This window comes from Mongoliibacter sp., assembly GCF_007692705.1.
Classification (GTDB): domain Bacteria; phylum Bacteroidota; class Bacteroidia; order Cytophagales; family Cyclobacteriaceae; genus Mongoliibacter.
Map to the genome: position 1 here is coordinate 38,033 of NZ_REBN01000143.1, position 14,645 is coordinate 52,677.

General features: G+C 39.4%; 14 protein-coding genes and 1 tRNA gene. 7 read left to right on the forward strand and 8 right to left on the reverse strand.

Annotated features, from left to right (window positions below; genetic code table 11):
• Positions 1-38: 38 nt before the first annotated feature.
• Positions 39-165, reverse strand: a tRNA-Asp gene (locus EA341_RS08370).
• A gap of 266 nt (positions 166-431) precedes the next feature.
• Positions 432-821, reverse strand: coding sequence for a DUF2784 domain-containing protein (locus tag EA341_RS08375; protein WP_293012927.1), 390 nt, complete (start codon positions 819-821; stop codon positions 432-434).
• A 258-nt stretch (positions 822-1,079) separates the two neighbouring features.
• On the opposite strand from EA341_RS08375, the gene EA341_RS08380 reads away from it, so the two are divergent.
• Together EA341_RS08380 and EA341_RS08385 are read left to right on the forward strand one after the other, a co-directional pair.
• Positions 1,080-1,676: a hypothetical protein gene (locus EA341_RS08380; protein WP_293012928.1), complete on the forward strand. Its 597-nt coding sequence runs from the start codon at positions 1,080-1,082 to the stop codon at positions 1,674-1,676.
• A gap of 49 nt (positions 1,677-1,725) precedes the next feature.
• Complete coding sequence (locus tag EA341_RS08385) at positions 1,726-2,298, forward strand: TIGR00730 family Rossman fold protein (RefSeq protein ID WP_293012929.1); 573 nt, start codon at positions 1,726-1,728, stop codon at positions 2,296-2,298.
• Between the two features lie 9 nt (positions 2,299-2,307).
• Here EA341_RS08385 and EA341_RS08390 read toward each other — a convergent pair whose 3' ends face one another.
• The 4 genes from EA341_RS08390 to EA341_RS08405 all read right to left on the reverse strand — a co-directional run bounded on the left by EA341_RS08390 (position 2,308) and on the right by EA341_RS08405 (position 5,526).
• Positions 2,308-2,790: a GAF domain-containing protein gene (locus EA341_RS08390; protein ID WP_293012930.1), complete on the reverse strand. Its 483-nt coding sequence runs from the start codon at positions 2,788-2,790 to the stop codon at positions 2,308-2,310.
• A 4-nt stretch (positions 2,791-2,794) separates the two neighbouring features.
• Complete coding sequence (gene ribD, locus EA341_RS08395; RefSeq protein WP_293012931.1) at positions 2,795-3,826, reverse strand: bifunctional diaminohydroxyphosphoribosylaminopyrimidine deaminase/5-amino-6-(5-phosphoribosylamino)uracil reductase RibD; 1,032 nt, start codon at positions 3,824-3,826, stop codon at positions 2,795-2,797.
• A gap of 4 nt (positions 3,827-3,830) precedes the next feature.
• Positions 3,831-4,619 carry a DUF4382 domain-containing protein gene (locus EA341_RS08400; protein WP_293012932.1) on the reverse strand — a complete coding sequence of 263 codons (789 nt, stop codon included), beginning with the start codon at positions 4,617-4,619 and terminating at the stop codon, positions 3,831-3,833.
• 91 nt (positions 4,620-4,710) lie between these two features.
• The gene (locus tag EA341_RS08405; protein ID WP_293012934.1) at positions 4,711-5,526 is read right to left on the reverse strand and encodes a DUF4382 domain-containing protein; all 816 of its coding nucleotides are present in this window, start codon (positions 5,524-5,526) and stop codon (positions 4,711-4,713) included.
• Positions 5,527-5,645: 119 nt separating this feature from the next.
• Between EA341_RS08405 and dgt the strand changes: the two genes are divergently transcribed.
• Positions 5,646-6,998 (forward strand): dGTP triphosphohydrolase, encoded by a 1,353-nt coding sequence (dgt, locus tag EA341_RS08410; protein WP_293012946.1) that lies wholly within the window; start codon positions 5,646-5,648, stop codon positions 6,996-6,998.
• An 82-nt stretch (positions 6,999-7,080) separates the two neighbouring features.
• Positions 7,081-8,274 carry an AAA family ATPase gene (locus tag EA341_RS08415; RefSeq protein ID WP_293012936.1) on the forward strand — a complete coding sequence of 398 codons (1,194 nt, stop codon included), beginning with the start codon at positions 7,081-7,083 and terminating at the stop codon, positions 8,272-8,274.
• A gap of 105 nt (positions 8,275-8,379) precedes the next feature.
• Here the strand turns inward: EA341_RS08415 and EA341_RS08420 are convergent, their stop codons facing one another.
• Positions 8,380-8,832, reverse strand: a complete 453-nt coding sequence (locus tag EA341_RS08420) for a DUF1569 domain-containing protein (RefSeq protein WP_293012938.1) — start codon at positions 8,830-8,832, stop codon at positions 8,380-8,382.
• A gap of 249 nt (positions 8,833-9,081) precedes the next feature.
• Here EA341_RS08420 and ileS point away from each other — a divergent pair, with 249 nt between their 5' ends.
• The 3 genes from ileS (at position 9,082) to EA341_RS08435 (ending at position 13,896) form a co-directional block, all read left to right on the forward strand.
• A complete protein-coding gene (gene ileS / locus EA341_RS08425; protein WP_293012939.1) occupies positions 9,082-12,465 on the forward strand; it encodes an isoleucine--tRNA ligase in 3,384 nt (1,127 codons plus the stop codon).
• A 74-nt stretch (positions 12,466-12,539) separates the two neighbouring features.
• Positions 12,540-13,202 (forward strand): lipoprotein signal peptidase, encoded by a 663-nt coding sequence (locus EA341_RS08430; protein WP_293012940.1) that lies wholly within the window; start codon positions 12,540-12,542, stop codon positions 13,200-13,202.
• Positions 13,203-13,296: 94 nt separating this feature from the next.
• Entirely contained in the window at positions 13,297-13,896 is a 600-nt protein-coding gene (locus EA341_RS08435; protein WP_293012942.1) for a hypothetical protein, read from the forward strand.
• Here the strand turns inward: EA341_RS08435 and EA341_RS08440 are convergent.
• Positions 13,893-14,645 (reverse strand): ion transporter (locus EA341_RS08440; RefSeq protein WP_293012944.1); only part of this gene is annotated, 753 nt, incomplete at its 5' end. The two genes, EA341_RS08435 and EA341_RS08440, sit on opposite strands and share 4 nt — an antisense overlap.

The following is a 14,645-nucleotide window of genomic DNA, read 5'->3' on the forward strand; positions in this document are numbered from 1 at the left end:
TTCAATATTTTGATAGCCTTATGCCATCATATTTGGGTTGGCTGTAGGAGAAGGACTCGAACCTCCAAAGGGCAGTTAGGCAAAATACGAGCTCGCTATTTGCTTTATTCCTGATTCCCCACCCCCGAGACAGGGGGGCATGTTTGCCAATTTCATCATCCTACAATTTTGTTATCTGAAAGACCTTTTGTCTTTATTGATGATTCAAAGTTAATAAAACATTCTTCCCCTTAAAATATTTCTAACAAAAATGGTTAATATTTACATTATATTTAATTTTAGGTTATAAATATTAATGAATCGATAAAATCGATGATAAAAATGTATACAGGTTTGAAGAATTTTAAATCAATTTGGATTCCCAGTACAACTACAGTGCGTCTGAAAGGGGGGTGACCCTTTTATCTTCTGGAAAATAGCTTAGGAATGTATTAGGTTTTGCTTTTCTTTTTGAAAAAATTGAGATAAATGGATATACCTAGCGCTACCAACGAAAAACCTAAGGTGAGAGCATCCACCATGTCACTTGGAAGTGAAAAGCTGAAAATTCTTTGGAACAGGTAGTTGATATAGGAATTCGGTAAATCTGATTCTCCCAGTTTTCTCAAGATTTCAAAGTGCCAATCTGTCAATGGGCAATAGCCTAATCCATACCAAATACCCAAAATTCCCCAAGAAGCAAAGGTGATGACTATGGTGAAAAAATGCCACTTCAATAAAGGCTTGTGCAACCAAGCAAAAAGATTAAATAAAACCAATGCAGTATGGAAAATCAAAAAGAAGTAATCTCCGATTTTTAATAAAAATTCGCTTTCTACCATAATTGAGAAGTATCAATGCGATAATTTCAAAAAACCATATCACTTTGCCAAGTCCCAGACCTATAAATTTTGGCATTTTTTCCTTGTGTTAGCCGGAAAAGCTGTTAAAAACCCCCTTACTTGATCAAAAAATATATTTTTCCACGTTCTTATTTTGATAAACCGGTAATAAAAAGGCATATTTATTGCTAACCTTACAAAATCAGGATTTCCCTGAGAATATTGAATAATAGATAGTACAAAATCCACCAGTCTAGAATGAAAAAATCCATATTTATCAGTCTATTTACTTTTTTTATATATTGTATCAATGCAAATGCACAAGATGAAACTCCGGCTCCCTCTTTAAATTCCGGTACTATTTCAAGTCAGTTTGATTATTTAAACTCAGTTTCGAATAATTTTCAAGAATATAAAGTGGTCAAGCGTACCAATCTTGATAAAATCAGAAAAAATGTCACTGATTCTTTAAATGTGTTCAAAGACCAATTGGTCACTGTCAAGAGTGATCTAAAGGAAAGACAGGACCAAATCAATGTTTTGGAAGTTCAAATGAGCGAAGTCCAAGAGCAGCTCGCCAATGCCGAGGAAGCAAGAGACAGCTTTGAGTTTCTGGGTATGCCCATCCATAAATCAGCTTATAGCAGCATCATGTGGACTATTGTTTTGGTTCTTTTGGGGGCTTTCTTGTTTTTCCTTTTTCAATACAGTCAAAGCCACAAAGTAATTTCTAAAGCAAGAAAAGACCTGGAAGAAACCATTGAAGAATTTGAGCAGCATAGAAAAAATACACTTGATAGAGAGCGGAAACTCAAGCGTGAACTTGTTGATGCGCTAAATAAAAAACCTGTCTGAGACAGGTTTTTTTCGTTTTCCCTTTCTATTCTAACTCCTATATTTGGATATGAAAAAAATTACTGTGTATTGCGGTTCTAACAAAGGCCGCATAGGCGCCTACAGTGATGGTGCACTTTCCTTGGCTAAAGAAATGATAAAAAGGGAAATTGACCTGGTTTATGGGGCGGGAAATGTAGGGTTGATGGGAGTAATAGCTGATGCCATGCTAGAGTCAGACAGAAAAGTCTATGGTATCATTCCTCAAAAACTTGTGGACATAGAAGTTGCACATCAGGGATGCACAGAACTCATTGTGGTAGAAACCATGCGGGACAGAAAATGGTTGATGGCAGAAAAAGGGGATGGTTTTATTGCAATGCCCGGAGGCATTGGTACTTTCGAAGAGCTTTTTGAAATCATGACACTAAATCAACTGGCTTACATCAGAAAACCGCTTGCCCTATTCAATGTCAATGGTTATTATGATAAACTTATTGCATTCTTAGACCATTCGGTAAAAGAAGGTTTCTTACATCAAGCACAACTCAACTTGCTTATTGTTTCTTCCGACCCTGTAGATTTGTTGGAAAAAATGGAGGCCTTTGAGCCGCAGCATATCGAGAAGTGGGAAGTGAAATAAGGACTTAAGTTAACAGTATTTATCTACTAAAAGCATCAGTTTTTCCAAGTACTCCTGATCTACCGAATCAAAATCACCCAATTGGTCACTGTCCACGTCCAGCACTATCCATACTTTTCCTTTTTTGAAGCCAGGAACTACAATTTCTGATTTGGAAGCAGAGCTACAGGCAATATGACCAGGAAAAGCCTCCACGTCAGGCACCAACTGGGTTTCAGCTTTTGCCCAAGCAGTACCACAGACACCTTTACCCATTCTAATCCTGGTGCAAGCCAATGGCCCTTGAAATGGACCAAGCACCAATTCTTCCTCTTTTACCAAATAGAATCCTACCCAAAAAAAACCAAACGCCTCTCTCAAAACAGCCGCTACATTCGCAAGATTGGCATAGGTGTCTGTTTCAGAAGAAATCAATGCATCCACTTGAGGTAATATTGATTCGTATTTTACCGCCTTTGTGGCAGCAGTTGGAATATAAATGGATTCAGCCATGATGCTAGTGATTGATGTTTCTATAAATTTTAAGCTTGTCTCCCATTATGTTTGTCTCCTGATAGGGCAAACCAAGGATTGTTGGAGCTTCGATTCCTCTCCCAAAACTGACAGGCCCTGTAAAAACCCTTGCCTCGTCCCATAGGTTCTTTGAAATCAAATTATTTAGGATCCTTGCCCCTCCTTCTACGAAAACGCTTTGGATTTTTCGTTCATATAGGTCCTCCAAAACATCCTCCATGTCAAAACCTTTCTTGAGAAGAATATGATCAAGATTGGAGACTGATTGGTTTTCAATTTGATTGTAGCATAGGGTAGACTGGGTTTTGTCGAATAGATGCAAACTCTTATCAAGACTTAGGTTTCTGTCTATCACTATACGAATGGGGTTCTTTCCCACCCATTCCCTCACGTTCAACCTTGGATTGTCATATTTCGCAGTCAAAGTGCCGACTAAAATGCCGTCTTCTTCACTTCGCCACTTATGAACCATCTGCCTACTGTAAGAATTGCTGATCCACTTACTGTCATAATCCTCTTTTGCCACAAAACCGTCTTGCGTTTGAGCCCATTTCAGGATGATATAGGGCCTCTTTTCGTTTATAAAAGTAAAAAATCGCCTATTTTGCTCTAAAGCTTCTTTCTCCAAGACACCCTGTTGTACTTCAATTCCTGCCTCCTTTAGTTTTTTGATTCCATTACCTCCTACAAGAGGGTTGGAATCAACTGCTGCTATCACTACCCTTTTGATCTTTTTTTCAATTAAAAGGTCTGCACAAGGCGGTGTTTTACCCCAATGGGAACAGGGTTCCAGTGTCACATAAGCCGTGGCTTCTTTGAGTAAATTGGAATCTTTGACAGCATGAATAGCATTCGGTTCTGCATGTGGACCTCCATACGCCATATGATAACCTTCTCCTATAATTTTATCTTGATGGACAATGACACAACCTACCATTGGGTTTGGGCTGACACTTCCCATGCCCAATAATGCTAAGTCCAATGCCCTCCCCATATATCTTTCATCTTTTCCCATGCGCCTATTCTCCTCTCGGTCTCAACGTGATGTTCCCTACTTGAGTGGTCTGCCTTGGACCTACATTGACATTATTCAGTGTATCTGAAAGAAATGCTTGGCTCAATGGCTGTACAATTATCCTATGATTGCCACTCAAACCTCTAAATTGAAAATTTCCTGAATTCTGCACAGTTCCAGTTGCAGCTACTGTATCCCTACTTTGGACAGCAAACAAGATTACTTTTTCGGTTTGGGGTCTTATTCCTCCTGAAATCTTTCCTGTATTAAGGCTTGAAAAAGCACGTATTTTTGGACTAAGCTCCAAACTACTTCCTTCGCCAGTCCGGATGGATCTGAATACCTCAAAGTCAATAAATAAATCAATGGACAATCCTGGATCTACAGTTAAACTCATATCAACAGAGGGTGAATCTTCAATCAAAACCAAATTTGTTCTTTCCCCTTCCGTAATTGTAAAATTATCATCTCCTAATTTCAAAGTGATGTTATTAATGCTTCCCGAAGGTATCTCTCCTCTGCCTATTAAAAATTGGCTCTCTCCAACCAATGCACCTACGTTGATGCGTTTAATCACCTGGTCGTTCGGAAAAAATTTAGGATCTGCATTGTCCTGACCTCTCGTACCAACAGACTGCACTTCCACTCCCAGTACCTCTACCCAAACCTCATCAAAATTTGCCGGTGCCCCGACAATGAAAACATTGACCAAAGTATTGGTTCTTTCTGCGTCACTGGAACACCCGGAAAAGAGTAAAAGTATAATAAGTGGAAGCGTAATAAGTTTATTCACATGACAAATTTATAAAAGAAAGTGAATATCGAGGGCTCTTATGAAGATGAATAAAAAAAGCCATTCCGAAAGTTCGAAATGGCTTGACTTTTTATTCTTCCTCAGCTTCTAGCGTAACGGTGTCCAATGTGATAGATTGTCCCTCGTCGAGAGTGATTCCTTCAAGAGTCACCGGTAAATATGGTTCTTTAGGCTCGATCAAAATCGAATAGGAACCTGCCGGAATTCCCCTTATTCTGAAAAAACCATTTTCGTCCGTAAAAGTGGAGAATGATTCCCCGTTGTGAGAGGCTGTAACTTTTGGTTCTGCCTCAACAGGTAATATTGTCCCCTGTATGGAAGAAGCTGTCTCAGCAATTACCCTTAACACTGGCTTTAAAATGTAATTCCCAGAATTCCCAGCTTTCACAATCGATCTTCCCGCATCAAAATCAATAATGAGATCATATTCTTTTCCAGATTCAAACTCTTTATTTACCTGTAGCTTCAGGCCACTTTGTTGAGCGCTTGGTGTTTTGAGGTCAATTCTCTCTCCGTTTTTTATGATATAGTTGTTGTCTCCCAACAATAATCTTATTTGGGAAACTCTTCCTGCAGGAACTTCTACACTTCCTATAAATGCCTCATTATTGCCCACCAATGACAACAAATTAACCATTCTGTCATCAGACTCATGATCAATATGTACCCATTCTGAATCTGTGTTTTCATCATTTTCAGCTGGGAGGATTCTTACAGCAAGTACTTCTACCCAAACTTCCTCATAGTCAGCAGGCGCATCTACCAGGAATACGTTTACTTTAGCATTGCCTTCTGTGATGGTATTGTAATTTTCCTGTTGGTCACAGGAACTCATGGCGAAAAATGCCAGCATAGCCAGCATCATAGTAAATAGTTTGTTTTTCATTATGAATAAAATTTTGGTGTTGACAAACCCGTATGTCCAAAATTGATACCAATAAAAGGGTCCCACATATTTTTTACCAATTAATGGATGCCAATCGGGTAGCTTTAGTATTTTTGAGCATGATGAACTGGGAACAACTTTTAGCAGGAGGCAGGTTTGACCTCAATAAAAACAACGCACCTTCCGAACCACAAAGCCGAAGCGAATTTGAAAGAGACTATGACCGGATTATTTTTTCTGCTCCGTTCCGTAACCTTCAGGATAAAACGCAGGTTTTTCCTTTGCCGGAGCATGATTTTGTACATACCCGGCTTACGCATAGTTTGGAGGTATCCAGTGTTGGAAGATCATTGGGGAAAACAACAGGAGAATACTTAGTCAAAAAGTACCCGAATCTACCTGGCCACGGTATCTCTTCGTCAGATATTGGAGCGATTGTAGCTGCGGCAGCTCTTGCTCACGATATTGGAAATCCACCATTCGGCCATGCTGGAGAAGAGGCCATTTCTGATTTTTTCAAGCATCATCCTTATGGATTTGTGTGGCAACCCTACGTGAGCCAACTGGAGTGGGCCGATTTGTGCAGTTTCGAAGGCAATGCTCAAGGATTCAGAATGCTGGTTTCCAAAGAAAATGGCCTAAAGCTCACACATGCTACTTTGGCCGCATTCACCAAATATCCTAGACCAGCTCAGATTTTCGAAAAAGATCCAAAAAGAAGAAGCCATAAAAAGTTTGGCTTTTTTTCAGACCAAATCACCGATTATGAACTCTTGGCTAACAGACTGGGAATTGAAAATTCAAGCCCTGAAAGTTATGTGAGGCATCCTTTGGCATTTTTGGTCGAGGCTGCGGACGATATTTGCTACAGCATTATTGACTTGGAAGATGGATGTACATTGGGACTGGTTAGCTTTGAAGAAACCTTGGCCTTACTTATTGAAATTTTGGGAAATAAATTTCAGGAGGAAAAACTTTCAAAATATAAGACTACTTCCCAAAAGCTTGCTGTCTTGAGGGCCATGACTATCGGACAGCTGATAGATGAAGCAGTAAATTCATTTTGTGAGCACGAGGAAAAAATGTTGGAAGGGAGCTTTGATCAAGCAATTACAGACATCATTCCTTCTGCCAAAGTCTTGGAAAAAATTTCAAGTCTGTCTGTTCGAAAAATCTATCGCTCTAAACCTGTTTTGGAAAAAGAAGCTGCAGGATTTCAGGTATTGGAAGGCTTATTAGAGGTTTTCTCAAAAGCCTTGAACCACAAATTCTTCCAAACGGATCTCTACTCAGGAAAAGACAAGAGCATTTTAAGATTACTTCCAGAGGATTTTCCGATGGAAAATTGGGATTCCAAACCCAATGCGTATCCTCTATTGAGAGCCTTGATTGATTTCATTTCCGGCATGACTGACAAGTATGCCCTTTCACTTTATAGAAAAGTAAAAGGGATTGCTTTGCCGGGAGTTTAGTAGCAGATTTCTCACAGTTAATTATTTATTTTCGCTATTTTAAATAGCATTAATTTCTAAATTTGCTAAATAAAATAGCAAAATGGAAGATTTGAATCAAAAATCTAAGCTGATTGTCAGCTCCACCAGCTTGAAAATGATTAGGAGCAAGTATGATGAGATAGATTGGGACAGTAGGTTGGTGGGGATTTTGGGAGCAAGAGGCACCGGAAAGTCAACATTAGTCTTACAATATCTTAAGAAAGCTTACGGTTTGAGTGATCGTGCTGCTTATTGGTCTTTAGATGATATTTATTTTAGTAATCATTCTTTAATTGAAACTATCGAAAGTTTCTATCATTTTGGTGGAAGATTTCTTGTATTGGATGAAGTGCACAAATATCCCACTTGGGCCAGAGAGTTGAAAAATGCCTATGATTTTTATAAAGAATTAAAAGTGGTATTTACAGGATCTTCCGTGATAGATATGCTCAAGTTGGATGTTGATTTGAGCAGAAGAGCTGTCTTGTACGATCTAACAGGCTTATCTTTCAGGGAATATTTGAATTTCACAAAAAATATTCAACTGCCTATTTTTCAACTCAATGAAATTATATCAAACCATGTAGATATAGCGAATTCGATTTTAGAGAAAATCAACCCATTGGCTGAATTTGATGACTATATTAAGTTTGGCTATTATCCATTTTTTATGGAAGGGACAAAAACTTACCATTTGAGAATTGAGCAAATCATCCGAATGACCATAGAAACAGAGCTTCAGTTCATTGAAGGTATGGATATCCATAAGACCAAAAGAATCCATCAATTACTGGGTCTGATTGCTCAAAGTGTGCCGTTCAAACCAAATGTTGCGAAATTGAGTGAAAAAATAGGGATTCATAGAAATACCCTCACAACTTACCTGCATTATTTGGAAAAAGCGAAAATCATCAACAGTCTTTTTGCAGAAGGTAAAAGCACGAGTATTCTCCAAAAACCTGACAAGGTATATTTGGAAAACACAAATATCAGCTATGCTTTGGCGGGTGCGAATTTAGATATTGGAAACCTTCGGGGGACTTTTTTTTATTCTCAAGTAGCTGAAAGACATCAATTAAGTCTTCCAAAAAATGGGGACTTCCTGCTAGATGATAAGTTAACCATAGAAGTAGGGGGTAAAAATAAAACAGATTTTCAAATCAAAGGTGAATCGAATTCATTTTTGGCCATCGCCGATTTACCTATCGGATCTTTCAATCGGATTCCGCTTTGGCTGTTTGGGTTTATAAGGTGATTTACATTATAAAATATTATCATATCCTGCCAGCAGGAATAGGTGTAAAAGTAATTAGACTACGGATATTTCAAATTGATGGGGTTTATTTTAATAAACCCCAACCTACAATCCAAACTGTCTCAAATGATGGTCCACGTGTCTCCAGACAAAAATCCCCCATTCCTTGTGGGTGAGTTTACCGAATCGCGGATGAAAACCGGCAAGCTGATGCTCTACCTTGGCATATTTACCAATAATATGAACAAATTTGGATTTTTCTTCTTCAAACAAGCTTACATCCACCTTATCTTTCATATCAAATCGTCCGGGACCTCTTGCTCCCTTTGGGAATTCCTTCATCCAATGAATAAAATACAATTTTGTCACCCACTTTTTAAATCCCCCATTTTTATCAGCCTTAGGAGCCTTCAAAATTCCCTGATGGGCAAGGTTACAATGGGCCAACATTTCCGAAGCGGTCATTTTACCCCATATTGCTTTATCGGCAACATTCAATTTCCCTACTCTTGCGATGACTTCGTCAACTGCATTTTGATCAAATATGGATTTGCTCATAGATCTACGTTTACTTAAACTTAATCAATAAAATGAGTGCTGATACGCTTTGGTATCAATTTTCTATTTCTCTGCCTCTAATCCTCCAAAATATCTTAACTTTGCGCCTGCTTACTTTTTAGGCATTCCCTAAGAATCAGCGTAAAGCAGGATTCAGGCTCCATAAAGTAAGTAGAAAATCCAGAAAGATTATAAGAGGCATCCCTGAAAATATGTGGAGGCTCAGGTAAAAAAACACCAAGGAATACCGTGAAAAAATATCAGGAGTACAAGCAGGTTAGTTATCCGGAAATAGGAGAAGAAATCCTGCAGTTTTGGAAAGAAAAAGACATTTTCAATAAATCCGTCAGCAATAGGGAAGGTGAAGAAACCTTTACTTTTTTTGAAGGACCACCTTCGGCCAATGGCACTCCGGGGATTCACCATGTCATGGCCCGTACCCTTAAAGATATTTTCTGCCGTTACAAGACCCTGAAAGGATTTCAGGTAAAAAGAAAAGGCGGATGGGATACCCATGGCCTTCCAGTTGAGCTGCAGGTAGAAAAAGAATTGGGCATCACCAAGGAAGATATAGGTAAAACCATCTCGGTAGAAGAATACAATCAAAAGTGTAGGGAAACGGTCATGAGATTCAAGGATGAATGGGATGACCTGACTGAGAAAATCGGTTACTGGGTAGATCTCGATGATCCTTACATCACCTTTGAGCCAAAATACATTGAGTCTCTTTGGCATCTCTTGAAGAGACTTTATGAAAAAGACCTTTTGTATAAAGGTTATACGATTCAGCCTTATTCTCCTGCGGCTGGTACAGGTTTGAGTTCCCATGAGCTCAATCAACCCGGCTGTTACAGGGATGTAAAGGACACCTCTATCACGGCACAGTTCAAGTTGAAGGGTGAGGATAACACCTACATTCTAGCTTGGACGACCACTCCATGGACCTTGCCTTCCAACTCCGCTTTGGCTATCGGTGAAAACCTGGATTATGTAAAAGTGAAAACCTTTAATCCATACACTTTTGATCCAATGACAGCCATCTTGGCCAAGGCGAGGATAGGTTCATACTTCAATAGCAAGGCAAAAGAACTTTCACTTGATTCTTACAAACCAGGAGATAAATTGATTCCTTTTGAAATCATTGGCGAATTCAAAGGGAAAGATATGTTGGGATGGGAATATGAGCAATTGTTCCCTATAGCAGACATTGCTTTGCCGCATCCTGCTTTCACAGTAGTATCCGGAGATTATGTAACCACAGAAGATGGTACTGGAATCGTACACTTAGCAAAGGCTTTCGGTGCGGATGACTTCAGGACCTTGACACAAAATAATGTACCAGGAGTATTTGTACAAGATGAGCAGGGGAACGAAATCCCTGTAGTAGACAAACAGGGGAAATTTCTGCCAGTGGTAGGTGAATACCTTGCCGCAAAAATGAAAGAACATGGCATACAAGCCCATAAGGAGTTTGGAGCTGATGATTTCTATGTGAAAAATTACTCCAAGGACGATGAAAATGCCACTGATTATAAAAACACAGATATCGTCATCTCTATTATCCTCAAAAATGAAAATAAGGCCTTTAAAGTAGAGAAATACGAGCACAGTTATCCTCATTGTTGGAGAACTGATATGCCTATCCTCTATTATCCACTAGAAAGCTGGTTCATCAAAACCACAGCATATAAAGATAGGCTGGTGGCACTGAACAAAACCATCAACTGGAAACCTGAGGCAACAGGTACTGGCCGTTTTGGCAACTGGTTGGAAAATCTTGTGGACTGGAACCTGAGTAGGTCAAGATTCTGGGGCACTCCCCTTCCTATATGGAGAACAGAAGACGGTACCGAAGAAAAATGCATAGGTTCAATAGCCGAGCTAGAGGAAGAGGTAAAAAAATCTATTTCCAAAGGATTTATGACTGCTTCCCCATGGGAAGGAAAAGAAATGGATCTTCACCGTCCTTATGTGGATGATGTAGTTCTGGTTTCTCCAAAAGGTGAAAAAATGTTCAGGGAATCAGATCTAATCGATGTTTGGTTTGATTCTGGAGCCATGCCTTATGCGCAATGGCATTATCCTTTTGAAAATGAAGACGTATTCAAAGCCAATTACCCGGCTGACTATATCGCTGAAGGAGTAGATCAAACCCGAGGTTGGTTTTTTACCCTGCACGCTATTGCAGGAATGCTGTTTGATTCTGTGGCATTCAAAAATGTCATAGCAAATGGACTCGTGCTGGATAAAAACGGGAACAAAATGTCAAAGAGGTTGGGCAATGCCGTAGACCCTTTCAAAACCCTGAAAGAATACGGTCCTGATGCCCTAAGGTGGTATATGCTCAGCAATGCCAACCCTTGGGACAACCTGAAATTTAATCTTGAGGGAGTTGCTGATGTGCAGAGAAGGTTTTTCGGTACTTTGCAGAATACCTATAATTTCTTTGCCTTGTATGCCAACTTGGATGACTTTGCTTATGACAAGTCCAAGTCCATCCCTGTATCGGAAAGGGCAGAATTGGATCAGTGGATCATTTCCAAACTGCAGTCCCTGATTGCAGAAGTGGAAGGTGCCATGGACAATTATGACGCCACAAAGGCAACACGGGCCATCATGAACTTTACTGTAGACCAATTATCAAACTGGTATGTGAGGTTGGCGAGAAAAAGATTCTGGAGAGGAGAAATGAACACCGACAAGCAGGCCGCTTACGAAACCCTTTATGAATGTCTGTACAGCCTTACCCAATTGATGTCCTCTTTTGCACCTTTCTATGCTGATTGGTTATTCAGAAGCCTGACAGCTTCTGCTTCTTCAACAATGGCAGAGTCCATACATTTGACAGATTGGGTTTCTGCACAGGATTCATTGATCAATAAGGATTTGGAGGAGAGCATGGATTTGGCCCAAAGAACTTCATCCTTGGTGCACTCACTCCGGAAAAATCCAAAAATAGGGATCAAGGTGCGTCAGCCTTTACAAAGAATCATGATTCCGGTGTTGAGTGACAAAATCAGGAGACAGCTAGAACATGTAGAGGAGCTGATCAAATCAGAAGTCAACATCAAGGAAGTAGAATACATTGATGATGCTTCCGGAGTCTTGGTGAAAAGCGTCAAGCCAAACCTTCCCGTTTTGGGTAAAAAGCTTGGTCCTAAAATGAGATTTGTAGTCGCTGCTATTAAGAATTGGGGTCAGGAAGAAATCGCTGAGATAGAAAAGAACGGGAAAATTCTGATTCCTGTGGAAGAAGAAAGTTTAGAACTGCTCTTAGAAGAGGTGCTGATTTCTTCTGAAGATATTCCAGGATGGTCAGTAGCTACTGACCAAGGCCTTACAGTGGCTTTGGACATAACCTTAACGGATGCGCTGAAGCAAGAAGGTGTTGCGAGGGATTTTGTAAACAGGATCCAAAACCTTAGAAAAGATTTGGGTCTAGAAGTTCAAGACAAAATCACCATTCAAGTTGCTGAACATGATCAATTGATCAACAATGCATTGAAGAATTTCTCTGCCTATATCCAAACAGAAACGCAGGCACTCTCGTTGGATGTCAACGGAAGCTTGGCGGATGCCAGGATATTGGATATGGATGATTTTGAACTTAAAGTGAAAGTCAAAAAAGCCTAACAAAAAAATAATCATCCACAGATAAAGGTGTTTTCTGAAAAAATCCTTATATCTGTGGCTTTTAATTGATATCAATGAAGTATTTCAAATATTTTGGTATTGCCCTTTTGGTAATCCTGATCGATCAGGCTGTCAAACTGATGGTCCACTACCAAATGGATTTCGGCACACCGGGACAGATTAAAGTAATCGGTGATTGGTTTAAGCTTCACTATACTACAAATCCAGGAATGGCCTTTGGTATGCAACTGGGTTCTGATTATGGAAAGCTCATTTTGACTACTTTTAGACTCGTAGCCATGTTTGGTATTGGATATTACCTTTACTATATCATCAATAAAAAAATGAATACCGCATATATTGTCTGCATTTCAATGATACTAGGCGGAGCCATTGGGAATCTGATTGATAGTATTTTTTACGGTGTATGGCTGAATAATGCACCATATAACGCCCAAAGTCCTTGGTTTCATGGACAGGTGATCGATATGTTTTATATAGATATCTGGGAAGGATATTTACCAGACTGGATTCCAGTTTGGGGTGGGAGTTACACGGCGCTATGGCCGATATTTAATATTGCGGATGCAGCCATCTTTGTGGGGGTAGCTATTATTTTAATTTTCCAAAACTCTTTCTTCAAAGAGGAAAAAGAAGATAAAACTGAAGAGGAAGAAGACGAAATCCAAAGACAATTTATTGAAGGTGACGAAAAGCCCTCAGCCAGTAACCCATGATTTAGAAGGCTCTAGCAGCCTTTTTTTGTGCTTAATAGTCAAAATTGATAAACCGCTTTAATATTGTTAATTTAGTCAAAATACAGATTAGGCTATGAAATCTTTTGCTGTTTTTGGGATTTTGCTGGTTTTATGCGCTTGCGGGACGATCGATGAGCCTCCCAACAATGAGGAAATAACAGAAGAAGTCACTCCAAGAAAAAATAGGAATATCTGTGCTTTTGACCTTTCAGATGTGGATGGGGATTTCGATTTGTTTGGAAAATGGGAGTTTGTAGCTTTTCAAGAGGCTGAGAGTGGCAATTTGGATCAGCTAACTTGTATGGCAAGATGGGCTGAATTTGCTTTAGCTGGAGAAGATTATGACAATGTTTTCCAGATCACCCTTGATATTTTAGAGTCTCATGGAAATACTGAAAATAAAACTATGTTTGATTTTAATATCAGGACATTTTCTTATGAATACTTTGGCCAAATTGAGCTCACAATTGACACACTCTTGTTTTTAATTGATACAATAGCAACAAAATACCACCCAAACCCAGCTTCAAGTACATTACCAGCTCATGAATTTGAAGCCCGCTTTTTTGAAAATCTGCGAGAAACAAAAGTCTATCATTTGGACAATAACAAACTTTATCTTTATGGGAAGCATGGAGATCAGAGGATGACATTCCTGGCTTTGGAAGACTAAATCCTTTCTCCACAAAACTTACAAAATGCAGCGTCCAAGTCAAGTCCTTGGCTATTGCAATTTTTACAAGCTTTCCCTTGCTTTTTCTTAGTCTTGGAGTTAGCTAAGGTAAGTTCTGAAGTCACAATACCAGTAGGAACAGCGATGATGGCATAACCCAGTAACATAATTATTGAAGCCAAAAATTTGCCTAAGGGAGTTACCGGTGTTATATCCCCGAACCCAACTGTGGTCAATGTTACAATGGCCCAATACATAGACATTCCTATACTGGTATAACCGCTTTCAGGGCCCTCCACAATAAACATCAGTGTACCTGTTATCAAGACTATGGTCAGTACTGTGCCTACAAACAACTGGATTTTAAGCTTACTTGCCTTAAGTGCTGATTTCAATACTTCCGCCTCCTTCATGTATCGGCCAAGTTTCAAAATCCTCACTACCCTAAGCAGCCTCAATGCCCTGATTACCACCAAAAACTGAGTCCCTGTGAGTATCAGACTTAAAAAAGTAGGGATAATTGCCAACAGATCCACCAAGCCATAAAAACTAAAGATATAACCCCACTTCTTTTTACTAAGCCATATTCTCAAGACATATTCAATGGTAAAAAGTCCTGTAAAGACCCACTCGAGTATTAGAAGTTCATGATGGTAATCACTGTAAATACTAGGCTCCGAATCCAAAATGACTACCACAAGACTCCCCAAAATCAAGACCAAAATGACCAAGTCGAAGTTTTTAGAAGC

Excerpts from the sequence above, each read along its gene's own strand:
- EA341_RS08385 (WP_293012929.1), top strand. The coding sequence starts at position 1,726 with ATGAAAAAAATTACTGTGTATTGCGGTTCTAACAAAGGCCGCATAGGC.
- EA341_RS08405 (WP_293012934.1), bottom strand. The coding sequence starts at position 5,526 with ATGAAAAACAAACTATTTACTATGATGCTGGCTATGCTGGCATTTTTC.
- dgt (WP_293012946.1), top strand. The coding sequence starts at position 5,646 with ATGATGAACTGGGAACAACTTTTAGCAGGAGGCAGGTTTGACCTCAAT.
- EA341_RS08415 (WP_293012936.1), top strand. The coding sequence starts at position 7,081 with ATGGAAGATTTGAATCAAAAATCTAAGCTGATTGTCAGCTCCACCAGC.
- EA341_RS08390 (WP_293012930.1), bottom strand. The coding sequence starts at position 2,790 with ATGGCTGAATCCATTTATATTCCAACTGCTGCCACAAAGGCGGTAAAA.
- EA341_RS08435 (WP_293012942.1), top strand. The coding sequence starts at position 13,297 with ATGAAATCTTTTGCTGTTTTTGGGATTTTGCTGGTTTTATGCGCTTGC.
- EA341_RS08430 (WP_293012940.1), top strand. The coding sequence starts at position 12,540 with ATGAAGTATTTCAAATATTTTGGTATTGCCCTTTTGGTAATCCTGATC.
- EA341_RS08420 (WP_293012938.1), bottom strand. The coding sequence starts at position 8,832 with ATGAGCAAATCCATATTTGATCAAAATGCAGTTGACGAAGTCATCGCA.
- ribD (WP_293012931.1), bottom strand. The coding sequence starts at position 3,826 with ATGGGAAAAGATGAAAGATATATGGGGAGGGCATTGGACTTAGCATTA.
- EA341_RS08375 (WP_293012927.1), bottom strand. The coding sequence starts at position 821 with ATGGTAGAAAGCGAATTTTTATTAAAAATCGGAGATTACTTCTTTTTG.
- EA341_RS08380 (WP_293012928.1), top strand. The coding sequence starts at position 1,080 with ATGAAAAAATCCATATTTATCAGTCTATTTACTTTTTTTATATATTGT.